This window comes from Hyphomicrobium denitrificans ATCC 51888, assembly GCF_000143145.1.
GTDB classification, from domain to species: Bacteria; Pseudomonadota; Alphaproteobacteria; order Rhizobiales; family Hyphomicrobiaceae; genus Hyphomicrobium_B; species Hyphomicrobium_B denitrificans.
This window is the reverse complement of the sequence record NC_014313.1, coordinates 603,118-624,076: the sequence shown is the minus strand read 5'-3', so window position 1 is coordinate 624,076 and position 20,959 is coordinate 603,118. Positions and strand designations below refer to the sequence as shown.

23 protein-coding genes are annotated in these 20,959 nt (G+C 60.5%); 14 read left to right on the top strand and 9 right to left on the bottom strand.

Going from position 1 to position 20,959, the window contains the following annotated elements; genetic code table 11:
• The first annotated feature begins 66 nt into the window (after positions 1–66).
• Positions 67–522: a host attachment family protein gene (locus HDEN_RS02895; RefSeq protein ID WP_013214630.1), complete on the top strand. Its 456-nt coding sequence runs from the start codon at positions 67–69 to the stop codon at positions 520–522.
• Positions 523–955: 433 nt separating this feature from the next.
• Positions 956–2,326 carry a copper-containing nitrite reductase gene (gene nirK / locus HDEN_RS02890; RefSeq protein WP_245256705.1) on the top strand — a complete coding sequence of 457 codons (1,371 nt, stop codon included), beginning with the start codon at positions 956–958 and terminating at the stop codon, positions 2,324–2,326.
• A 58-nt stretch (positions 2,327–2,384) separates the two neighbouring features.
• Here the strand turns inward: nirK and HDEN_RS02885 are convergent, their stop codons facing one another.
• Positions 2,385–3,584 (bottom strand): NnrS family protein, encoded by a 1,200-nt coding sequence (locus HDEN_RS02885; protein ID WP_150103179.1) that lies wholly within the window; start codon positions 3,582–3,584, stop codon positions 2,385–2,387.
• Between the two features lie 16 nt (positions 3,585–3,600).
• A complete protein-coding gene (locus HDEN_RS02880; protein WP_013214627.1) occupies positions 3,601–3,783 on the bottom strand; it encodes a hypothetical protein in 183 nt (60 codons plus the stop codon).
• Positions 3,784–4,074: 291 nt separating this feature from the next.
• Between HDEN_RS02880 and HDEN_RS02875 the strand changes: the two genes are divergently transcribed.
• From HDEN_RS02875 to HDEN_RS02865, 3 genes are all read left to right on the top strand, one after another.
• Entirely contained in the window at positions 4,075–5,148 is a 1,074-nt protein-coding gene (locus HDEN_RS02875; protein WP_013214626.1) for a hypothetical protein, read from the top strand.
• Positions 5,149–5,386: 238 nt separating this feature from the next.
• On the top strand, positions 5,387–5,800 hold the full coding sequence (locus tag HDEN_RS02870) for a DUF2946 domain-containing protein (protein WP_013214625.1): 414 nt from the start codon (positions 5,387–5,389) through the stop codon (positions 5,798–5,800).
• Positions 5,801–5,900: 100 nt separating this feature from the next.
• Complete coding sequence (locus HDEN_RS02865) at positions 5,901–8,264, top strand: TonB-dependent receptor (RefSeq protein WP_013214624.1); 2,364 nt, start codon at positions 5,901–5,903, stop codon at positions 8,262–8,264.
• A gap of 58 nt (positions 8,265–8,322) precedes the next feature.
• Here the strand turns inward: HDEN_RS02865 and HDEN_RS02860 are convergent, their stop codons facing one another.
• From HDEN_RS02860 to HDEN_RS02840, 5 genes are all read right to left on the bottom strand, one after another.
• A complete protein-coding gene (locus HDEN_RS02860) occupies positions 8,323–8,775 on the bottom strand; it encodes a hypothetical protein (RefSeq protein ID WP_013214623.1) in 453 nt (150 codons plus the stop codon).
• Positions 8,776–8,904: 129 nt separating this feature from the next.
• Complete coding sequence (locus tag HDEN_RS02855) at positions 8,905–10,812, bottom strand: nitric oxide reductase activation protein NorD (protein ID WP_013214622.1); 1,908 nt, start codon at positions 10,810–10,812, stop codon at positions 8,905–8,907.
• 6 nt (positions 10,813–10,818) lie between these two features.
• Positions 10,819–11,628: a CbbQ/NirQ/NorQ/GpvN family protein gene (locus HDEN_RS02850; RefSeq protein ID WP_013214621.1), complete on the bottom strand. Its 810-nt coding sequence runs from the start codon at positions 11,626–11,628 to the stop codon at positions 10,819–10,821.
• A gap of 24 nt (positions 11,629–11,652) precedes the next feature.
• On the bottom strand, positions 11,653–13,002 hold the full coding sequence (locus HDEN_RS02845) for a cbb3-type cytochrome c oxidase subunit I (RefSeq protein WP_013214620.1): 1,350 nt from the start codon (positions 13,000–13,002) through the stop codon (positions 11,653–11,655).
• Positions 13,003–13,015: 13 nt separating this feature from the next.
• On the bottom strand, positions 13,016–13,468 hold the full coding sequence (locus HDEN_RS02840; protein WP_013214619.1) for a c-type cytochrome: 453 nt from the start codon (positions 13,466–13,468) through the stop codon (positions 13,016–13,018).
• A gap of 168 nt (positions 13,469–13,636) precedes the next feature.
• Here HDEN_RS02840 and HDEN_RS02835 point away from each other — a divergent pair, with 168 nt between their 5' ends.
• The 9 genes from HDEN_RS02835 (at position 13,637) to HDEN_RS02805 (ending at position 19,617) form a co-directional block, all read left to right on the top strand.
• Positions 13,637–14,233, top strand: a complete 597-nt coding sequence (locus HDEN_RS02835; protein ID WP_013214618.1) for a cytochrome c oxidase subunit 3 — start codon at positions 13,637–13,639, stop codon at positions 14,231–14,233.
• A gap of 2 nt (positions 14,234–14,235) precedes the next feature.
• On the top strand, positions 14,236–14,538 hold the full coding sequence (locus HDEN_RS02830; protein ID WP_013214617.1) for a cytochrome C oxidase subunit IV family protein: 303 nt from the start codon (positions 14,236–14,238) through the stop codon (positions 14,536–14,538).
• The gene (locus HDEN_RS18270) at positions 14,535–14,693 is read left to right on the top strand and encodes a hypothetical protein (protein WP_013214616.1); all 159 of its coding nucleotides are present in this window, start codon (positions 14,535–14,537) and stop codon (positions 14,691–14,693) included. Before HDEN_RS02830 ends, HDEN_RS18270 begins: the two co-directional genes overlap by 4 nt.
• Positions 14,694–14,747: 54 nt before the next feature.
• Positions 14,748–14,885, top strand: coding sequence for a hypothetical protein (locus HDEN_RS18265; RefSeq protein ID WP_013214615.1), 138 nt, complete (start codon positions 14,748–14,750; stop codon positions 14,883–14,885).
• Between the two features lie 179 nt (positions 14,886–15,064).
• Positions 15,065–16,417, top strand: coding sequence for an oxygen-independent coproporphyrinogen III oxidase (gene hemN, locus HDEN_RS02825; protein ID WP_013214614.1), 1,353 nt, complete (start codon positions 15,065–15,067; stop codon positions 16,415–16,417).
• Between the two features lie 151 nt (positions 16,418–16,568).
• Positions 16,569–17,114 (top strand): iron transporter, encoded by a 546-nt coding sequence (locus tag HDEN_RS02820; protein WP_013214613.1) that lies wholly within the window; start codon positions 16,569–16,571, stop codon positions 17,112–17,114.
• 92 nt (positions 17,115–17,206) lie between these two features.
• Positions 17,207–17,560 (top strand): cupredoxin domain-containing protein, encoded by a 354-nt coding sequence (locus HDEN_RS02815; RefSeq protein WP_013214612.1) that lies wholly within the window; start codon positions 17,207–17,209, stop codon positions 17,558–17,560.
• 101 nt (positions 17,561–17,661) lie between these two features.
• Positions 17,662–19,086, top strand: coding sequence for a 4Fe-4S binding protein (locus HDEN_RS02810; protein WP_013214611.1), 1,425 nt, complete (start codon positions 17,662–17,664; stop codon positions 19,084–19,086).
• A 156-nt stretch (positions 19,087–19,242) separates the two neighbouring features.
• Positions 19,243–19,617, top strand: coding sequence for a hypothetical protein (locus tag HDEN_RS02805; RefSeq protein ID WP_013214610.1), 375 nt, complete (start codon positions 19,243–19,245; stop codon positions 19,615–19,617).
• Between the two features lie 33 nt (positions 19,618–19,650).
• On the opposite strand, the gene HDEN_RS02800 is transcribed toward HDEN_RS02805, so the two are convergent.
• Positions 19,651–20,196, bottom strand: a complete 546-nt coding sequence (locus HDEN_RS02800) for a DUF2478 domain-containing protein (RefSeq protein WP_013214609.1) — start codon at positions 20,194–20,196, stop codon at positions 19,651–19,653.
• A gap of 25 nt (positions 20,197–20,221) precedes the next feature.
• Entirely contained in the window at positions 20,222–20,920 is a 699-nt protein-coding gene (locus HDEN_RS02795; RefSeq protein WP_013214608.1) for a Crp/Fnr family transcriptional regulator, read from the bottom strand.
• Positions 20,921–20,959 lie beyond the last annotated feature (39 nt).

The window sequence follows — 20,959 nt, the reverse complement described above, 5'->3', positions numbered from 1 at the left end:
GCGTCACCCGGCATGCGCGGCAAAGATTTGAAGGACGAAAATACACTATGAGCGCGCAGCCCCGGCATGACACACACGCGAACATGGATCTTGGTGACAGATGGCGGCAAGGCCCGCATCCTGGAGACGACCGCAAACCGCCAGGGTGTGCATGTCATTTCCGGATCGGACTCGCGACGCGAGGAAGCGCCAGACCGTAAGCTCGGCAGGACGCCATCAGAGCGTCTCCACGGCTCCGCCGGACTTGCCCGCCTCGGCGTTGGTTCGCGCAGTGTTTCCAACACGGCCCTCGAAGCCCTGTTTGCAAGCCAGCTCGCCACGATGCTCGCGGAGCACTCGGCCAAGGAAGCATTCGACCGGTTGGTGATCATCGCCCCCGGCACCATGCTGGGCAACCTTCGCAAAATGATCAAGCCGGAAGTCCGAAGCAAAGTCGTTGCCGAGATCGACGAAGACCCGGCCGAAATCCCAAACAACGAAATCGCGTCACGCATCGAGAACGTGCTCGGCGCCTCTCGATAGAGACCCGCTCGCCGTATTGCATCTCCTGAAAACTTAAGTCCCGCGCAATTGCGAACCGGACCTGCCGCTCCCGCAAACATCCGATTCCCATAACGCATCAGAGCCTGCGTCAAACGTAGTCGCGACACGATGCGCTGAGCGATTTCGACGCGCGGCTCGCCTTTTTTATCCAAAGACAAGGCTCCCTCTCCGGGCCCGTGCTTGACACAGCCTGAGGCCCGAGAACGAACGATCCGTAAACGGATCAATCGGCCTGTCAGGGTCACGTGCCGCGCGCGCTGCGATCGATCGGCTGCAGCACTCTCGGCAAACTTAGGCGCGAGAACCACAAGGAGGAGATTGCATGATATTCCACCGCTTCGGGGCGGTTGTCGGCCTAATGATGGCCGCACTACTTTCGGTGCCGGCTGCACATGCAGACCAGCACCAGCATATGGCACAGAAGGCCGCCCCTGCCGCCGATGCTCCGGCCAAGAAAGACAAGTCGAAATCCCACGAGGAAGAAAAAACAGATCCGACGGCCGGCGCACACGCGCCTGTCGTATTTACCCTCCGCACCGGCATCGCTGAAGGACGCATGGTTTACATCGGCGTCGGCGGCGACATCGACCACAAGATCAATCCGACTCTCGTTGTCCACGAAGGCGAAACGGTTCAGGTCAACCTTGTGAACGGCGAAGGTGCACAGCACGATATCGTCGTTGACCAGTATGCGGCGCGGTCGGCGATCGTTAACGGCAAGAACGCCAGCTCGACCTTCTCGTTCGTCGCCAGAAAAGCCGGTGAATTCGCTTATTATTGCTCGATCGCAGGCCATCGCCAAGCCGGCATGGAGGGGAATATACAGGTTCTGCCGGGCAATCGCGCCGAGATGAAATCGTCCGGAGTCGACATCACGCGTGACCCCGCCGATCTGCCAGGCCCGATCGGCCCGCGTCAGGCAAAGACGGTCCGCATCGATCTCGAAACTGTCGAGGTCAAGGGACAGCTCGACGACAACACGACCTACATGTACTGGACGTTCAACGGCAAAGTTCCGGGTCCCTTCCTTCGTGTTCGCGTCGGTGACACAGTCGAGCTGCATCTGAAAAATCACAAAGACAGCTTGATGGTTCACTCCGTGGACTTCCACGGTGCAACCGGACCTGGCGGCGCAGCTGCATTCACGCAGACTGATCCCGGCGAAGAAACCGTCGTGACGTTCAAGGCGCTGATCCCCGGCATCTATGTCTATCACTGCGCGACGCCGAGCGTGCCGACGCACATCACCAACGGCATGTACGGACTTCTGCTCGTTGAGCCGGAAGGCGGCCTGCCGCAGGTCGACCGTGAGTTCTACGTCATGCAAGGCGAGATCTATACGGTCAAATCGTTCGGCACTTCCGGCGAACAGGAAATGGACTACGAAAAGCTGATCAATGAAAAGCCGGAATACTTCCTCTTCAACGGCTCGGTTGGTTCGCTTACGCGTAGCCATCCGCTTTATGCCAACGCCGGCGAAACCGTGCGCATCTACTTCGGCGTCGGCGGACCGAACTTCACGTCATCGTTCCACGTCATCGGTGAAATCTTCGATCATGTCTATTCACTCGGAAGCGTTGTTTCGCCCCCGCTGATCGGCGTGCAGACGGTTTCGGTTCCTCCGGGTGGCGCCACGATCGTCGACTTCAAGATCGATCGTGCCGGGCAATACATTCTGGTCGATCATGCTCTCTCTCGCCTGGAGCATGGCCTCGTCGGCTTCCTGAACGTCGACGGTCCGAAGAACGACTCGATCATGCATGAGGGACCTGCGAAGCAGTAGCGTCGCGTAGAGTCCAAAGCGTAACGGAGGCCTCAGCGTTGACCTGAGGCCTCCGTATTTATTTGGAGATACCGGACGGTCTAAGCAGCAGCTTCCGGAAGGCGAAAAGAAAGAGCGCGAAAGCCGCAATCCAGCTGCATGCGGAAACAAGCAGCCACGCGTGTCTTGAATCTACCGTCGCCTCCGCAACGATGCGCGCCGGAGCCGCGAGAGCCGCGCAGGCGAGAGATAGCAACAGAGAAACTGAGACCGCGAAAGGGGTACGCGCGTGACGCCGGATCATGCTGGCCATGACGGCGATGCTCATCAACCCGATCGCTCCGATACCCCAGGCATGAACCGCAGCGGCTTGGCTCACGGCGGACGGCCAAAAGACGGCCGCAGCGTGAAGTCCGAAGCCGGCAGGTATCCAGCCATAGCCAACGTGCAAAGCAAGTATCGGCGCCGAACGCACAGCCCGCCATCCCTGCCAGCGAGCCAAGCGTCCCGCTTGAGCAAAGCAAGCAAGCCCAGAAGCCAGCGCGCTGATCTCGGCCTCAGGCGCGACCGCCCAGCTCAGAAGCGCACATATTACCGCAACGGCGGCGGGCGGTTCGAACCAATTGCCGCGAACCTGTGCAGCTGCTTGTCCTCTCGTCTCTAACCACGCGGCGGTGAGCGCCGGCACGATGCGTCCGCCCAACACAACGACGAGAGCGAGCACACTCGCCAGCCCGAGACGCATCGCTATTTCGCTCTCCGCAGCCGCCGGATACAGCGATTGAAATCCTGTCGCTGCGGCGAACGCAGCAAGAAGCAGCACGACCTTGATCTCGCGCCATGCGCGGCCCGCGATGACTTGCCGTGCAGCGATGAGGCTCAATGCGGCTATGAACAAAAAAGCGCTAGCAGGAGCCAGCGCGCTTCCATGAACGGTTTCCGCTGCCACGACGTGCGCGACGCGCCCCGCAAGCCAAAGACCTGCGAGCGCTATCACTACCCTCGCGCTCTCCGGCGCACGTCGCGTCCAGCGCGGCAACGCCGTCAGCACAAAACCGGCGAGAACCGCCGGCATCATTCCAAGAAGAAGCTCGTCCCGATGCCAGACCGCCAGCGGCACGCCGGCAACGTCGCTTTCCGCATAACCCAGAAGCTTCGGGAACCACGGCGCAATCACTGCAACCGCATCGAGGGCAGCGAAAACAAAGAAAATGCGAAACGGCGGCACGGCATACGCCTCGGCGCACAAGAAGCGCACCGGGCGCACGCGATACCTCATGCCTTATGCGGAAACGCTAAGCCGCGGCCTTGGAGCGTTCCTCTTCGCGCACACGCCCGAATGCTTGCGCCAAGCGCTGGATCATGTCCTGACGATCGGCCAGCGGCACGCCAAGCCGTGCCAGCGTCCCGATTTCTCCCTTTAGATCGTGGAGGAAAACGTCCCGCACGATGATCTGAGCACGCTCTTGATCGGTCATAGGTTCCTCGTGTGTGGAGACTGCTGAGCGACTTCACGCACACTCGCGACGCGCGGCAAAATCGCCGCGATCGGCCCACGTCAAAGCGCGGGTGATCGCGCGCCTACAAATCTACCCCGTTTCCAATCGATTCTGATTATCCGATATCAACTGCGCCGGAACGCATCAGCGCATGCAAACAGGTTGACGCAGCGCCGAACTCCGGATTTACGTCGGCGCCTGCGAGGGGCCGGAACTGCGCACTGTGCGATCCGACGCCGGTTGAGGAACTCATTTCAGAGACGGGCAAGCATGACAGCGTCGTTGACGGCCAGGAACGCGATTTCCGATCTCACCCCGCCGCAGAACCTTTCGACGATGATCGACAGGATGGCGGCCGCAGGCGCCATCATCATGCTCAGCGCGATCATGCTTTCATCATCGTTCACGGGCGATCGCGACAATGACTCCGCCGGGAACGCTGCCGTACCAGCCACCGCCTCATCGTGGTTCAACTCCAGGGAAACTGTCGCAAGCGGATATCTCAGCGCGCCATACTATCATCAGAGCGACGTGCATATTCAAAGGCCGAACGGCACGGATCTCACGCTCAAGAACATGAGCTGGGACGGCGACACCTTCTACTTCCCGATCGATGGCGGAGCCCGCGTCATCCGCTGGGCCGGTTCGTTTGGAACCATGATCGACTTCATGCACAGCAAAGCCATCGCCCGCCTCGGCAAAGGTGCGCATGGACGCAAGATCAAGAATGGCGTTGTCGAGGACGTAGAGACGACCGGCACACTCAAAGGCGCGCCCGCTCCTTCGCCGCTGCATTTGACGGATCTGTTCGATCGTCTTGAGTTCACGCACGGCCACAACGTTCTCTATGCGTCGGGTCTCGTGCGCCTCGCGCCGGTCACGGCCAAGCTGCGCCCCTACGTTGGCATCGGACTTGGCGCCGCCGTGCCGCACGTCGAGGCATGGTTTGCCGGTGAGCCTCCCGCGAAACGAACAAATGAGTATCAGTATGCAGGCCCCGCAATTCAATTTCTCGCCGGGCTCGAATTACGCATCGGACGCGGCTCCTATTACGTCGAATACAAATTCGTCTGGTCGGCGCTCGAAGCCGCGCTGACCGGTGGCAAATCATGGTCGCTGAAAGATTTGAAATCCGATTGGCTGCCGCGCTGGTTCATCGAACCGTTCTCTGGCTTGACCGAAATGCCCGGCGATCTTTGGCGGCAATTCACACGCTGGCGCACCGGCACGACGCCGCCAGAAGGAACGCTGCAAACGAGTCTGACATCACACCAGATCGTCATCGGCGGCGGCTATGTCTGGCCAAGCGCAAGCCCAGTATCCACAGGCCCAACTCCACATTAGAGTCATTCTGAGATAGCTTCAGAAGCCATTGATTTTCCGCAAAACCGAAGTTAGCATTTCCGCGCAGCCGGCATGCGAGCATCACGCACGCCTGCATCGAACCGTCACGCGTGCAGATTGACCTTCAACAAGGTCCGAGCACGCGCCGACGCATAGAAGTCGAGTAACGCGCTGCCGGAACACGGGACCCGGCAACGACGACAAAGGTTTCGTCGCGGAGACGAACACAGGGGTAGACGTGACGCGCACAGGGGGGAAAAGGCGCTCAACGTTCTCAGCAGCGATCGCGCTGCTGGGCGTGCTTTTCTATATCGCGCTCGTCCCTAATCACTTTGTCTCCGAGCTGCGGCAAACCCTCCGCGCTATCGATATCGGTAATCTCGCCGATCTCATTTGCCATACCGGCAAATCACACCATTCCGCTTCCACGCATTCCGCGCCCGAGCAGAACTCGAGCGGTCAGGACTCGACCGATTGTCCGTTCTGTAAAGGCTTGGCAGCGTTTCATCTCGCGATCACCGCGACGCCTCCGATCGTCCGCCCGACCAAGGATATCGGCCAGACCATCCGCGCCGCAACGATCGCGCTTCTCGCCATCGATTTCACGATCGATACGCGCAACCGTGGTCCCCCTTCGCTGAACGCGCTCTGATCGCAGCCATCTCGCGATCACTTCCACCATAAACCAGCGAAATCTGAATACCGGCGATTGGCTGCGCTTACGCATGCCTCGTCGACGGGGGAATCGTACCATGTCCATCGATTTGAAAGCCCGGTTGCTGTGTGCAACCGCTGTGATGGCGATCACGCCATATGCCTTGAGTGCACGCGCACTCGCTCAGGAAACCGCAGTCAGTGCCGAGTTGCCGGACGTCGTTGTTCAGCAGCAGGCGCATCAGCATCGCCAGCACAACGTGTCGAAGGCGAAGAAACCCAAAGCCAAATCGGTCGCGAGCCAGAACCCGGCGCCAACGCCGTCAGTGCCGAACGAACCGCAGCACGCATCGCACGAGCAGTCGCACGCAGCCTCGGAATTTGACACAGGCACCGGCACACGCGGCCTCGCGGTGCCGCTCAGCACGACTCGCATTTCCGGCAAGGCCATTCAGTCTCAGCTTCCCGGGACGAGCGACACCGCGCAGCTTCTGACGAAAGCTCCGGGCGTCAGTATCTTCCAGTCGGGCGGCATTTCGGGCCTGCCCTCGATCAACGGACTGAATGACGACCGCGTCAAGATTTTGATCAACGGCATGGCCGTGACATCGGCCTGCACCAACCACATGAACCCGCCGCTGTCGTACATCGACCCGTCGCAGGTCGCGGTCGCCGACGTCATCGCGGGCGTGACGCCCGTCAGCAAAGGCGGCGACAGCCTCGGCGGAACGATCGTCGTCGAATCCGTGCCTCCGCGCTTTGCCGACGTTGGCGACGGCGTGCGAACGTCGGGAAGCCTGTCGACATTCTACCGGAGTAACGGCGATAGCGTCAGCACCGCCGCGCACGCCGAAGCCGCGACGCAGAACGTCAGCCTGGGGTACTCGGGCGCCTGGAACAAAGCCAACGACTACTGGCGCGGAGACGACGGCCCGATCGTTCGCTCGACCCTCTATGAAGCGCAGAATCACGCCGTGACGCTGGGCATCAAGAACGGCGCCGATGTCTTCACGATGCAGGGGATCTACGCCCACATCCCCTACCAGGGCTATGTCAACCAGCGCATGGACATGGTCGACAACACCGCCTGGCTCTTCAACGCGCGGTATCTGACGCATTTCGATTGGGGAAATCTCGACGTCCGAGCGTTCTATCAAAAGACCGACCACCGCATGGACATGCTCGCCGACAAAAGCGGCAAGATGCCGATGAACTCCGAAGGCACGGATGCCGGCTATTCAATAAAGGCTGAGATTCCTCTGACGACGGCAGACGTTCTCCGCGTCGGCAACGAGTTCCATCGTGTGACGCTCAACGACTGGTGGCCGCCTGTCGCCGGCACGGAGCCGATGATGGGGCCGAACGACTTCATCAACATCAATAACGGCACGCGCCAGCGCCTCGGAACGTTCGTCGAGTGGGAGCATCGCTGGGACAGCGCATGGAGCACGCTGCTTGGCGTTCGTAACGACATGGTGTGGATGGATACCGGCGACGTCGCAGGCTACAGCATGATGTACGCCGCCGATGCCGCCGCCTTCAACGCCCGCAATCACCAGAAGACGGACGCGAATTTCGACGTTACCGCGTTGGCGCGTTACCAGCCGACAGCGATGGAAACCTACGAATTCGGCTATGCCCGCAAGACGCGCTCGCCGAATTTCTATGAGCGCTATGCCTGGAGCACCGGCGACATGGCGGCCAACATGATCGGCTGGTATGGCGACGCCAACGGCTACGTCGGCAACCTCGACCTGAAACCCGAAGTCGCCAACACCTTCAGCGTGACCGCAGGTTGGCACGATCATCAGCGCCACGCGTGGGATATCAAGATCACGCCCTACTACACCTATGCGCAGGACTACATCGACGCCGACTACGTCAAGACGCAGGGCGGAATGGGCATGGGTGGAGGTATGGGTGGTGGCGGCATGGGCGGCGGCATGATGCCGTCCTCCAAGTTCGTGACACTGCGCTTTGCAAACCACGACGCACAATTGTACGGCGTCAACGTCTCCGGCAGCGTCGATCTCTGGAACAGCGAGAGGTTCGGCTTGTTCGGGCTCTCTGGGCTGATCGGCTACGTGAACGGCGAGAACCTCGACACCGGCGACACGCTCTACCACATGATGCCGATCAACGCGCAGATGACCCTCAATCATCAGCTCGGCAATTGGACGAACGCCGTCCAGGTGACGATGGTGAACGCCAAGACCGACGTCAACGAGCTGCGCAACGAACCGACGACGCCTGGATACGCGCTCGTCGATTTGCGATCGAGCTACCAGTGGGAAAACGTGCGGCTCGATCTCGGCATCAACAATCTGTTCGACAAGCTCTACTACGCACCGCTCGGCGGCGTCGATTGGGCCGACTACAGCGCCGGAGGACGCGTGGGATTGATCTCGCCGGTTCCCGGCCAAGGCCGGTCATTCAATGCCGGCGTCACTGTTACGTTCTGATTGCATCCCGGAGGCTGGCGTCACATCGGCGCCGGCCTCGCGTCACCGGATCGTTCGGTCACCGCGCCAGCTTGTAGGCCGCGTGACAGCCACTGCAGTTGTTGAGAATATCGGCGAGATCCGTCAGCACCTCGGTGCGCGATGCTCCGCGCCCCGCCTTCTCCGCAAGCTTGTCGAACTTGTCGTGCGTATCGAGGCTCATCATCGTGAACCCGACTGGCGCTTTGAGACCGGTCATCGGATTGATGCCGCTCAGCATCTTGTTGCCCGAACGCGCCGCAATCTTCGGCACACGCGCGGTTTTGTTGTCGGCGAGAGCCGAGACGATATCCTGGATGGTCTCCAGATACGTCCTCATGCCCGCAAGAAGTTCCTGTGCCTCCTCACGGTTGAGCATAACCGCTTCGCGCTGATCTCCCTTGCCGGGCGCGCGGTCTTTCGCGACGACTGAACCAGCGACCATCATCGCGGCAAGCGGCAACACAGCAGCGGCAGACCACGAGATGCGCATAGTCCCTCAAGCATTGCGAACCGACTCGAATGTAGTCCGAAGCTAGCGCCGCCGAAAACCGCCACGTTGATAAATATCAGGCAGATGCGACAGCACCGCTAGGCAATGCAACGGGCGAGACCGTTCGCGCTATGTCGTGAGCTGGCGATAAATCGCAGGCAGCGCCGCGGGCAAACGCGCGATGTCGCGCACGATGGCAAAGGCGCCGCGTCCGAAGATATGCGGAAAATAATCTCGCGCATTCTCGTCGATGGTCACGCCGAACACGCGCAGCCCGGCCTTGCGCGCCTCGCGGATCGCCATCCGCGTATCCTCGATCCCGAACCGACCTTCGTAGTGATCGACATCATTCGGCTTGCCGTCGGTCAGAAGAAGCAGCAGACGATGCCGCTGCGGACGCTTCACGAGTTCGCTCGTGACATGCCGGACTGCGGCACCGATCCGCGTGTATTGTCCGGGCTTCAACGCTGAAATCCTGCGCGCGATGCGTTGATCGAGCGCCTCATCGTAGCCTTTGAGCGTCGTCACCGTCACGTTGGTGCGACGGCGCGACGTAAAGGTGTAGATCGCATGCTCATCGCCGCACGCCGTCAAACCGTGCGTCAACGCGAGAAGCGCACCCTTCTCGACATCGAGGACGCGCCGCTCCTGCATCCACGCGTCGGTCGACAGCGACACGTCCATCAGCACCGCAACCGACAGATCGCGCGCCGCGGGCCGCACATCGGTAAAGATGCGTTCGCTGCCGGACTCTCCGGCTTTTCGATCCGCGATGGACCGGATCAGCATCGACAGGTCCAGTTCCTCGCCGTCAGGCTCGGCATGCAACGTCTGGCGTCGCGGCCGCAAGGCTTCAAACTGGCGGCGAACGTGGCGAATATTCCGCTGAGTCACCACATCCGCCGACCAGTCCTCCCCCTCTTCCGACGCCTGCCCGGCAATCACCCGGCAGTAGTCGGGACGGTAAGCCTGCCGCTTCCAGTCCCATTCCGGATAGGTATGGTCGGCGACAAGAGCTGTTGACTCCATCTCGCGCGGCGCAAGATCGAGATCAATCTTCAGCCGCGCCGACGGCCGCTTCTTGTTCGAACCGATCGTCAACTCCGGCGTATCTTCCAGCGCCTGCCGCGCTCCCTCGTCATCATCGTCATCAACATCGCGATTGACGTTGATCATCTCGGCGATGCTGAAGATCGTTTCGAAGCGATGCAGCATCAGCGGATCGTTGCGGTCGCTTTGGTCAGTCGATTTGCGCACGCCGGTCCGGCGCTTTGTATCGACGGCGATCGAATCGCCGCCAGGCTCGTCCGCATCCGGACCGCTCGCGCCGGCCGCGTCCGCCTTGACGTCGCCCCACAGCGGAACGGGGAGAAATGTGCGATAGCCACGCGTCGAGCGGAGACTCGGATTGATCTCGCCATGTCCCGCAATCGCGTCGACAATCGCGTCGGACGCCGGAACCGTTTCACTGAGCGCATGCACGATCGCGGCTTCGATCTGCCCTTCGACGCCCGGCAGATTGCGCCGTGGCCGCTCGTTCAATGTCATGCGGCGAAGGCGATCGTAGACCGGCCGCAGGCCCGGCCAAGCTGCAAGCGTCCTGCGCGTCGTCCGTAAGGCGGAGCGCAGGTAATAGAGGTCGTTGCGCAGCGGATCATCATCCTGCTGCGGCGGAGCGGCGTGCGCAAACCAGATGGCCAGCCACTCGTAAAGCGCTTCGTTGTCTTTCGATTGAGCAAACAGATCGACGCTTCCCGGCAGCCGCAGCGCGCTCGCGTCGAGCGTCGGACGCTCGATCATCTCGGTGCCGAGACCCAGCGCCTGCTTGAGATTGAGCCGATGCCCTGAGGCCGTAGCGGCAGTGCCGACGATGCGGATCGCGCCGTCGCCGCCGCCGGCCCGGAACAGCAATCCGAGCCGGACACGGATCGGATCCAGCGCGACCGCCGCGTCTGCATGGCCGCGATAGGAACGCGACGATCCGACGAGACGGTGCCAATATTGTCCGAAGGCTTCTTCCGGCTCGAACAGCGGCATGGCGAACTACCCGAGCGCGATCTGCACGACGCGCTTCAGCCCATCGACGATTTCGGGATCGTCCGACAGCGGCTCGATCAGCGCCACGCGCAAAGCGGTGTCATAGTCGACGCCAGCGCGGATCAGCGTCGCGCAATAGACGACGAGCCGCGTCGATGCGCCTTCCTCAATGTCCTGTCCTTTCAAGCCGCGCAATGCCTGCGCGACGCGAACGAGCGGCAGGCAACGCTCGTGCGGCAGGCCGCTCTCGTGCGCAACGATGTCGGCTTCGGTATTGAGCGTCGGGAAGCCAAATTCCATCGCAAGGAAACGCTGCCGCGTGCTCGGCTTCAGCGTCTTGAGCACGTTCTGATAGCCTGGGTTGTAGGACGCCACCAGCATGAACTCCGGTGGCGCCTGCAGCAGTTCGCCCGTACGCTCGAGCGGCAACGTGCGACGGTCGTCGGTTACCGGATGCAGGACGACCGTCACGTCCTTGCGCGCTTCCACAACCTCATCGAGATAGCAGATTGCGCCCTCGCGGACGGCCCGCGTCAACGGCCCGTCCACCCACACTGTGTCGCCGCCTTTCAGCAGATAGCGGCCAGTCAGATCCGCAGCAGTCAGGTCATCATGGCATGCCACCGTATAGAGCGGACGGCCGAGCCGCGCCGCCATATACGCAACGAAACGTGTCTTGCCGCAGCCCGTCGGTCCTTTGAGCAAAACCGGCAGGCGATTGCGATAGGCGTGTTCGAAAATCTCGCATTCCGAACCGACCGGCGCATAGAACGGCAAGTCTTTTTGCTTCGCTGACGTACTGACACTTTTCAACATGCCATGATCCCTCGTGTTACGAACCTAGTTCGCCGGCTGCAGCGGCATGTCGATACGAGCCGGCTTCTCTTCCCGTACCGGTCCGAAGATCGAATAGAGGAACAGCACGCAGGCAATCGCAACAAAGGCACCGGCGCCGAGACGCATCCAGTAGAACAGCGCCAGCTGATCCTGCACTTCCATGTAGTTCATGCCGAGCACGCGCTGCAGATGGACCTGGACGACGCCCGCGAACGTCAGCGTGAAGGTCATGAACGCCATGGCCGACGTCATGATCCAGAAGCTCCACATGTTGAGCACCTGGTTATACGGCGCGCGCTTGCGGAGATACGGCATCGCATAGGTGATCATGGCGAGGTTCAGCATCACGTAGGCGCCGAAGAACGCGAGATGCCCGTGCGCCGCCGTAACCTGCGTTCCATGGCTGTAGTAGTTGACGAACGACAGCGTGTGCATGAAGCCCCAGACGCCAGCGCCGAAGAATGCGCCGACCGTGCAGCCGAGCGACCACAGCATGGCTGCTTTGTTCGGATGATCGCGGCGGCCTTTCCATACCATCGTGAAGGCGAAGATCACCATCGCGAAGAACGGCGCGACTTCGAAGGTCGAGAAGATGCTGCCGATCCACTGCCAGTATCCCGGCGCACCGATCCAGTAGTAGTGATGGCCGGTGCCGAGCACGCCCGAGAACAGCGCCAGACCAACGATGGCGTAGAGCCACTTCTCGATCACCTCGCGATCGACGCCGGTCATCTTGATCAATAGGAACGCGAGGATGGACGCCATCACGAGTTCCCACACGCCCTCGACCCAAAGGTGCACGATGTACCACCAGTAGACTTTGTCGAGTGCGATGTTGCCGGGGTTGTAGAATGCAAACAGCCAGAACACCGCGATGCCCCACATGCCGAGCAGCAGCACGTTGCCGATCGCCGTCTTGCGGCCTTTCATGATCGTCATCGAAATATTGTAGAGATAGATCAGCGCCACCACGACGATTGCGCCCTTGATCCACAGCGGCTGCTCGAGGAACTCGCGGCCTTCATGAATGCCGAAGAGATAGCCCACGACCGCAGCAAGCGCCCCGAACATCAACAGACCGAGCTGCACGTAGGCCAGCATCGGGCTTTCGATGTCGCGCTCTGCTTCTTCCGGCACGAGATAATAGCCGCAGCCGAAAAAGCCCATCAGCAGCCACACGATCAGCGCGTTGGTGTGGATCATGCGCAGGATGTTGAAGGGAACGACGTCGGATAGGAAATTCGGCAAGACGTACACAGTGCCGGCCACGACGCCGACGATGATCTGAACGCCGAAGAGAACCATGGCGCAGACGAAGTAGGCCAAAGCGACCCGTTGTGTAGGATATTTCATTGTTCGCTTCTCCTCAGCCTGAAGCCTTTGGCGGCCAGCCTTGCGTTTTCACGCGGCTGGTGAATTCCAGGAAATCGATCAGATCATTGGTTTCTTGATCGCTCAGCTTGAAGTCGGGCATTTGCCGCCGGCCTTCGACGCCGCTGGGCTGGGAGTGCATCCAGGCAAAGAGCCCTTCGCGAGCCGCCTTCGGATCCTCGAGACCGTTGTATCGCACCCAGACGTTTCCAAGCTCGGGTGCGAAGTAAGCGCCCTCACCAAGCAAGGTGTGACAATTGATGCAGGAGTTCTTTTCCCAGACGTGCTTGCCGCGCCGCACGCTATCGGAAAGCTCAGCGCTCGCGGTGCTCGTCGTTCGGATGTAGTAGTCCGTCTGCGCCGTCAAACCGACGAAAATAATGAAGAAAAAAATTGACCCCCCGTAAAAAATATTGCGGGCAGCCGCCTTAGTGAATCTCTCACTCATTGCCCTTCGTCTCCTCCAGCCTTGTCCCGATCTCGCTCCCGGCACACACGCATGCCGGGATCATCGGCGGGCTTAATATCAAAGGCCAAGTGGTCCCCTCTTTGCGCTCGGACAATAAAGAGGTATTTTAAATTCATATTATAGGCGCAGGTAGTCGCACGGGATTGGATGACATTGGCGCAGACGTATAGAGAGACGGAGGAGCAAACGTCGGAAGCGCAAACCGCGGATTGGGGACCCCTTAACGGCCTGCCCGGAAATCCCATGATGTGGATCCTGATCCTGGGCGAACTGGCTGTCTTTGGCGCGCTTTTGCTGGGCTTCTCTGTGGCGCGCACGCTTGATCCCGCAACGTTCGCCGACGCGCAAAATCATCTGCATCGCGTGCTCGGCGGTTTGAATACGCTTGTCCTGGTCACGAGCGGATTCCTGGTGGCGGCGGCGATCTGGCACAGACGCGAGGGACGCGATGCCCGCCTGCTCCTGCTCTCTGGGATGGCGCTAGGGCTAGTCTTCATCGCCGTAAAAGGCGTCGAGTACGGTGACCTCATCGCTGCCGGTATAGGCATCGAGACGAACACCTTCTTTCAGTTGTATTTCCTGATCACGGGATTTCACGCAGCCCACATCATCCTCGGGCTGATAATTTTCGCGATCGTCTATTTCGCCGACAGCATCGAGAACCTGGAGACCGGAGCCGCGTTCTGGCACATGCTCGATATGGTCTGGGTGCTGATCTACCCCATCATCTATCTGGTGCGCTGAACATGGCGACGTTAGTGAAGGTTTGGATCGTCCTGGTGGTGCTGACCCTGATCTCAATGTGGGCCGGCGCGGTTCAGGACGGCGCGATCCCGATCCTTGCGCAGGTCGCGGTCGTGGTGGCGGTTGCGGGCGTCAAAGCCTGGACGATCCTGCAGCACTTTCTCGGACTTCGAAGCGCGCCCGGCGGCTGGCGTGCGCTATTCGCCATCTATCTCATCGCGCTCTCCGGCGCGATCTTCGCGATCTACACCGCCGGAACTGTTCTGGCCTCTCGCGCCCATGTCATTTCGGGATCATTGCAATGAACGAGCAACAGGTGGGGCTTGTCACCCTCACGCCCGTCCTTCTGGTTTTCATCTTCTTCATGTACCGCCAGGGCGCCATCCCGAAGACGGGCGCGGTCGTCGCTGCCCTGTTGTCAATCGCGATCGCAACCGCCATGTTCGTTGGACAAATCTAGCCGCAGGCTGATGGACGTTGATCCGGCGCCGTCACGAACTCATGGAGCGAACTCATGGACAGTATTTTTTCACTTTCAGGCGCGCTCGTGCTCCTGCTGATGGCGGGCGGCACCATCATTTCCCTTATTACCGCCGTCATCTTGATCGCATTGGTCGGACTGAACGAACGGCTGAAATCCATAGGCCGCTGATAGGCAATCGCGAATTGTCTGGACGTCAGAATGCGATTGCGAGCACGCGCCTAGTTAACAGCCGGCGCAACGGCTATTCGGACGCACCTGACGCCCAAAATCAGTTGGCCTAGCGCAAAGAGTCTGCGCCAGATCGGAGTAGCATTCTTCCCGTTTTCGCAGAAATCGGGAGAAGGGCTTTGCAATCGACACTCCTTCGTGCTTACGGCGAAGCCCGGCTACCGCGCTATACGAGCTATCCGACCGCTCCGCTTTTCTCTCCCGTCGTTGACGAGACGGTCTACGCAGGCTGGCTTTCGGCGCTTGCACCCCGCGACCCGGTCTCGCTTTACCTTCACATCCCCTACTGCCGGTCGATGTGCTGGTACTGCGGTTGCAACACCACGATCAGCGCTCGCGACGAGCCGGTCGCCAACTACCTCGACGTCTTGCATCGCGAGATCGAAATGGTCGCGTCGCAAATCGGGCGCCGCCAGCGCGTGAAATACGTCCATTTCGGCGGCGGCACGCCGACGATCATGAAACCCGCACAGTTCATCGGGCTCGTGCATTTGCTGCGCGACGCATTCGACATCGTGGACGATGCAGAGCTGGCAATTGAAATCGATCCGCGGACCATCTCCCGCGAGATGCTGGCGGCGATGCGCGGCAGCGGAATCAATCGCGCCAGCATCGGCGTGCAGACGTTCGACCCGAAGGTTCAGCAAAGCATCAATCGCATTCAGAGCGTGGAATGCACGTCGCAAACCGTGGCGGCGCTCCGGCGCATTGGCATCAACCGGATCAACTTCGATCTGATCTACGGCTTGCCGAACCAGACTGTTCAGTCCTGCATCGAGACGGTCAAAACGGCCCTCACCATGAAGCCGGACCGCCTCGCGGTCTTCGGCTATGCGCACGTGCCGGACGTCAAGAAGCATCAACGCCTGATCGACGTGAAGACACTGCCCGACAGTGCCGAGCGGGTCGAGCAGACGGTCGCGATCGCTGACGCGCTGGTCAACGCCGGATATAAGCAGATCGGCCTCGACTGTTTCGCGCTTCCCGATGACGAACTCGGCGTGGCTCAGGCATCGCACCGCTTGCGCCGCAATTTCCAGGGCTACACGTCGGATGATTGCGAAGCCCTGATCGGCTTCGGCGCATCCGCGATCGGAAAAACTAAGCAAGGCTATGTTCAAAACGAAACCGCGATCGGCAACTACTCGACGCGTGTTCGCGACGGCCGGCTCGCCACCGCGAAAGGCTATAGCCTGACGTCCGAAGACCGAGGCCGTGCCGCGATCATCGAACGCTTGATGTGCGATTTCGAGGCTGACCTTCCAGGCATCTGCTCCCGATATGGCCTCGACCACGCGGCGCTGACTGGTGGAAACGAAAGGCTCTCGCGCGCCATCGACGAGGGCCTGGCGCAAATGGACGGCAACATCCTCCGGATCGAGAACGATCATCGCTACCTCGTCCGTGTTGTTGCAGCAGCGTTCGATTCCTACCTCGACCGCTCTGCCCAGAGGCACAGCAAGGCAGTCTGACGCAGGAGCCGGACGCATCTCTCTTGTCCTGGGTCAAGCAGCGCGAGAACTAAGTTTACTAGATAAGTAATGAATATCGCGGCCAGCCAGACCCCATGGGCCGATGAGTGGCGCCTTATTCGACAAGACCGCACACGAGATTGGAGCCAACATGGCACGACGTTCGATCCTCCCCCTGGCAATGGCATTGCTGGGGCTGAGCGCGCCCTCGGTATTTGCCGCCGAATACCCGATTGGCAGCCCGCACAAGACCAACGGCATCGAAGTCGCTGCCGTCTATCTTCAGCCGATCGAGATGGAGCCTGCGCATATCATGCGTGCCGCAGCCGAATCCGACATCCACCTCGAAGCCGACATCCACGCCTTGGCGGACAACAAGAACGGCTTCGCTGAAGGCGACTGGATTCCCAACCTCAAAATCGAATACACGCTCGTCAAGGTCGACGGTGGCGAACGCACGTCGGGCATATTCATGCCGATGGTGGCGAGCGATGGCCCGCATTACGGCGACAACGTCAAGCTGATGGGCGCGGGAAAATACAAACTGACCTTCACGATCAAATCGCTCGGCGCTGAAACCTCCGATCATTTTGGACGCCACGTCGATAAGGAAACCGGCGTTGGCCCGTGGGCCGCGCCGTTCAGCGTCGACTACGAGTTCACTTACGCCGGCACCGGCAAGAAGGGCGCGTACTGATCGTCGATCGACGGAATTGCGTTTCGTTCGCCTAGTCCAGCGCATCGATTGCACTGGATTAGGCGGATGTCAGGAAAGAAGGCCTAAGCACCATGTCATTTCCAGTCCGGCTGATGTCGCTCGCTTTTCTGGCGCTCTTTTCCGGAGCCGCGGCGTTGGCTGAGGAAGACCAGGTCTTCACCATCAAATTCGCGGACGGCAAAATAGATCCGCCCGTCGTCGAGGTCCCGGCCAACCGCCGCTTCAAGCTAATTCTACAGAACGAAGGAACGACGCCTGTCGAGTTCGAAAGCAACGAGTTGCGCCGGGAAAAAGTTCTAGGTGCCGGCGCGTCATCGTTCATTGTCATCCGGCGCCTTGATCCAGGCGAGTACGAGTTCTTCGACGATTTCCATCTCGACACGCCACCCGCCAAGTTGATCGCGCGGGAACCCGTCAGCCCGTGACACGGACGTTGAATTATCGATCGTTGCCTCAGTCGCCGCAACCGGCTTGCACCGATCGCACGATGACATCCGGCGCGCACGCGCGCAGCGGAGACGGCCCGATGACGACCTGCACGCTACCAGAAAGAGACCGCGCACCCGCTCTCGCCGCCGCGCAGCCGGACGTCTGGGCTCACCTTGGCGACTGGCTCCAGCGTCATCAACGAACCATCCACAAAACGCAATGGACCGTCGTCGCGATCTATCTCGTCCTGCTCATCGTTCCCGTATTGCGTCCCCTGCCCGATAACGCAGCCTACATTTGGACCAACGTCACGCGCTTCGCGCAATTCGCGTTCTGGGGCATCTGGTGGCCGTTCGTGATTTTAGGAACGGCGTTGGTCGGACGCATGTGGTGCGGGTTGCTCTGCCCCGAAGGCGCGATCACCGAATATGCAAGCAGCGTCGGCCGGGCGAGAGCGACGCCGCGCTGGATCACATGGGCCGGTTGGCCAACCGTCGCTTTTGCCATCACCACGATCTACGGCCAGATGGTCAGCGTCTATCAATACCCGCTGCCGACGCTTCTCATTCTCGGCGGATCGACCGTAGCGGCAGCCGCCGTCGGCTATCTCTATGGCCGCAACAAGCGAGTCTGGTGCCGCTACTTGTGCCCCGTCAGCGGCGTGTTCGCGCTTCTGGCCAAGCTCGCGCCTTTGCATTTTCACGTCGATCCGGAACAGTGGCGACAGTCTCAATCGGCAGGCTGCCGGCCCGGTCCGGTGAACTGCGCGCCCCTCGTGCCGCTGAAGAACATGCGGGGCGCATCCGCATGTCATATGTGCGGCCGCTGCAGCGGCTTTCGCGGCGCAATCCGCCTGGCGCGCCGCTCGCCCAATAATGAAATCGTCCACGTGGCGGGCCAAACACCCAAGCCCTGGGAAACGATCCTCATCGTCTTCGGCCTCATGGGTCTCGTCGTCGGCGCGTTCCAGTGGTCATCGAGCCCATTTCTGATTTCGATCAAACAATGGGCCGCGCAGAACTTGATTTCCGCCAACGTGACCTGGCCGCTCGACACCACGGCGCCGTGGTGGGTGTTGACCAATTACCCCTTGAAAAACGACGTGCTGACATTGCTCGATGGAGCGCTGTTGATTGCCTACATCTTCGCAGGCGCGCTCGCATGCGGCGGGGCGATCACGCTGATGCTGGCACTCGCGACGCGGAGCTTGGGCTCCTGGAAAGCGGCCAGATTTCATCACATGGCACAGGCCTTGATCCCGCTCGCCGGCGCCGGAGTCTTTCTCGGACTGTCGGCGCTGACCGTAACGCAGCTCCGTTCCGACGGCATAATGTTGCCCTACGTCAGCGAAGCGCGCGCAAGCATACTGATACTGGCGACGCTATGGTCCGCGACTTTGTGCTGGAAGATCACCGGACTCTATTCCGACCGTACGGCACGCCGAATTGCGGCGCTCGCCGCGTTCTGCGGCGCCATGCTTCCCGCCAACGCCGCATGGTTCGTTCTGTTCTGGGTTTGGTGAATAAAGCGAGCGATCACAATTTGCCGTCGGTACGGGCCATCCAAGGTCGCGCTTGCGCTGAAACAATCCGGGTTCCTTGCTTTATGTTATCCCGGACCACGATGAGCCCGGCTTAAATACGCTCACGTCCGTGACGTCGACATTGGGAATGGCAAATTGACCAGGACCGTCAAATCTCCTCGCCGCTCCGATCTCTCCCTGCGGCTGCATCGCGTTTTGTCGTCGGCAGAATTGGATTGCGAATGCCGCACGAAACTGGATCAGGCGCTCGACCGCTTCTCGGTTCTGGAGGCCCGGCGGCAGTTGCGCAGCGCGTTAAAGGAAGCGCGGCATCGTCGAGATCTGATCGCGGATCAGATTTCGTATCTCGCCGATATCGACGAGATTACCGAGAACGAGACCGACATCTCCGTGTTCAAGGAACTTGCGCTGCTGTTCGATGAAATCGCCGATCAGGCGGACAAAGCCGCCGACGCGCTTCGCGAACTGGAAACACTGTCGGCGCAGCCGCTGAAACGCAACTCAGACTGACGTCCGCAAGCAATCGTCAAACACAATCGCGCCTCACGCAGCGGGCGCTTCCGTATACGGCTTCGCGACCGTCGTCCGGTACCAATCCAGAACCGCATTCGTCTCGGCGGGAAGCCACGTCGCCATTCCCTCGTGGAACATATCCCACGCCGGAATGTATTCGTCGCGAACCGCGATCAGCACCGGAATGCCTGAGAGAATTGCGTTCTCGATGATCGGTCTGAGTCCGGTTCCCTCCGACTCCGACCGGCCGAACCGGTTGAGAATGAGAAGGTCCGCACCGCCTTCGACGATCGTTTCCAGCCGGCGCGTCGCCTCCGCCAGCGCTCCGGGATCGAGGCGGCAGCCGCGAGCATTGGGCCCGAGATCCTGAGAAATCTGCATCAACGAGCCATCCGAGACGTCGCGCAATTGCGTGGTCGGCTTCGCTCCGTCGACGCCGTCAACTTCTTCCTGCACGATGCCGCGCACGTTCACGCCCCATGAGCGGAGAACCGCGGCGGCTTCGGCAAGCGTCGCATCGACGGGCGTTTTGCCTGCCGCACGGATGGCCGCGAGTACGGGTATGTCAATCGCCATGCGCCTGGCCCTTCCAGCCTCGCCGTTACGAGTTTGCTGCATGACTGCGCCCCATCGCGACATGGTTGCGCAAGGCAGCCACGTCCGCGACCGTCACGTTTTCCTGATGCACAGAGATACCGAACGGCCGCAGCTTTGCCAATGCCCGCGACAGGCTCTCCGGCGTCATGCCGAGGCGTTTGGCGATCAGCGCTTTCTCGTACGGCAAAACGATCACTGCCGACCCCTGCGTTTGACCGCTGAGTTCGACGAGAAAATCCGCAACCCGCTGCGAGGCATCGAGCACTTTGATCTGTTCGATGTGCCCAACAAGAAACTTTAGATGTTGCGATAGCGACGCGAGGATCGCCAGCGCCAGATCCGGCTCGACACGAATGCGCCGCCGGAAGCTGTCGCCGTCAACCTTCAGGAGCCGCGACGTCGTCACGACCTCGGCCGCAACGGGATACTGCCGATCCATGAAAATCGCGGCCTCTCCGAACGACTCTCCGCGTCTCAGAACACCGACAATGGCTTCCGTTCCATTCGGCGTGATCCGAAACAGCTTCACCCAACCTTCGAGAATGACGAAGAACGCGTCCGACGGCGAATCCTGTTGAAAGAGCAGCGCGCCCTTCTCATACGTCCGCACGCCTTGCCCGATGACAATGCTCTCCGTCACCTCTTGCGATAGAGAACTGAATAACGGTGTCGCGCGGATGGTCCGCCAATCGTTGTGTTCCATGTATTTCCGCCTAATCCAACTTCATCAATGTACTGCGTC

What these genes read in the sequence shown, in the direction of transcription:
- HDEN_RS02810 (WP_013214611.1), top strand. Translation starts at nt 17,662, where the DNA reads ATGACGACCTGCACGCTACCAGAAAGAGACCGCGCACCCGCTCTCGCC.
- HDEN_RS02860 (WP_013214623.1), bottom strand. Translation starts at nt 8,775, where the DNA reads ATGCGCATCTCGTGGTCTGCCGCTGCTGTGTTGCCGCTTGCCGCGATG.
- HDEN_RS02820 (WP_013214613.1), top strand. Translation starts at nt 16,569, where the DNA reads ATGGCACGACGTTCGATCCTCCCCCTGGCAATGGCATTGCTGGGGCTG.
- HDEN_RS02895 (WP_013214630.1), top strand. Translation starts at nt 67, where the DNA reads ATGACACACACGCGAACATGGATCTTGGTGACAGATGGCGGCAAGGCC.
- nirK (WP_245256705.1), top strand. Translation starts at nt 956, where the DNA reads ATGGCACAGAAGGCCGCCCCTGCCGCCGATGCTCCGGCCAAGAAAGAC.
- HDEN_RS02865 (WP_013214624.1), top strand. Translation starts at nt 5,901, where the DNA reads ATGTCCATCGATTTGAAAGCCCGGTTGCTGTGTGCAACCGCTGTGATG.
- HDEN_RS02795 (WP_013214608.1), bottom strand. Translation starts at nt 20,920, where the DNA reads ATGGAACACAACGATTGGCGGACCATCCGCGCGACACCGTTATTCAGT.
- HDEN_RS02835 (WP_013214618.1), top strand. Translation starts at nt 13,637, where the DNA reads ATGACATTGGCGCAGACGTATAGAGAGACGGAGGAGCAAACGTCGGAA.
- HDEN_RS02885 (WP_150103179.1), bottom strand. Translation starts at nt 3,584, where the DNA reads ATGAGGTATCGCGTGCGCCCGGTGCGCTTCTTGTGCGCCGAGGCGTAT.
- HDEN_RS02855 (WP_013214622.1), bottom strand. Translation starts at nt 10,812, where the DNA reads ATGCCGCTGTTCGAGCCGGAAGAAGCCTTCGGACAATATTGGCACCGT.
- HDEN_RS02840 (WP_013214619.1), bottom strand. Translation starts at nt 13,468, where the DNA reads ATGAGTGAGAGATTCACTAAGGCGGCTGCCCGCAATATTTTTTACGGG.
- HDEN_RS02830 (WP_013214617.1), top strand. Translation starts at nt 14,236, where the DNA reads ATGGCGACGTTAGTGAAGGTTTGGATCGTCCTGGTGGTGCTGACCCTG.
- HDEN_RS18270 (WP_013214616.1), top strand. Translation starts at nt 14,535, where the DNA reads ATGAACGAGCAACAGGTGGGGCTTGTCACCCTCACGCCCGTCCTTCTG.
- HDEN_RS02850 (WP_013214621.1), bottom strand. Translation starts at nt 11,628, where the DNA reads ATGTTGAAAAGTGTCAGTACGTCAGCGAAGCAAAAAGACTTGCCGTTC.
- HDEN_RS02880 (WP_013214627.1), bottom strand. Translation starts at nt 3,783, where the DNA reads ATGACCGATCAAGAGCGTGCTCAGATCATCGTGCGGGACGTTTTCCTC.
- HDEN_RS02845 (WP_013214620.1), bottom strand. Translation starts at nt 13,002, where the DNA reads ATGAAATATCCTACACAACGGGTCGCTTTGGCCTACTTCGTCTGCGCC.
- HDEN_RS02815 (WP_013214612.1), top strand. Translation starts at nt 17,207, where the DNA reads ATGTCATTTCCAGTCCGGCTGATGTCGCTCGCTTTTCTGGCGCTCTTT.
- HDEN_RS18265 (WP_013214615.1), top strand. Translation starts at nt 14,748, where the DNA reads ATGGACAGTATTTTTTCACTTTCAGGCGCGCTCGTGCTCCTGCTGATG.
- HDEN_RS02800 (WP_013214609.1), bottom strand. Translation starts at nt 20,196, where the DNA reads ATGGCGATTGACATACCCGTACTCGCGGCCATCCGTGCGGCAGGCAAA.
- HDEN_RS02875 (WP_013214626.1), top strand. Translation starts at nt 4,075, where the DNA reads ATGACAGCGTCGTTGACGGCCAGGAACGCGATTTCCGATCTCACCCCG.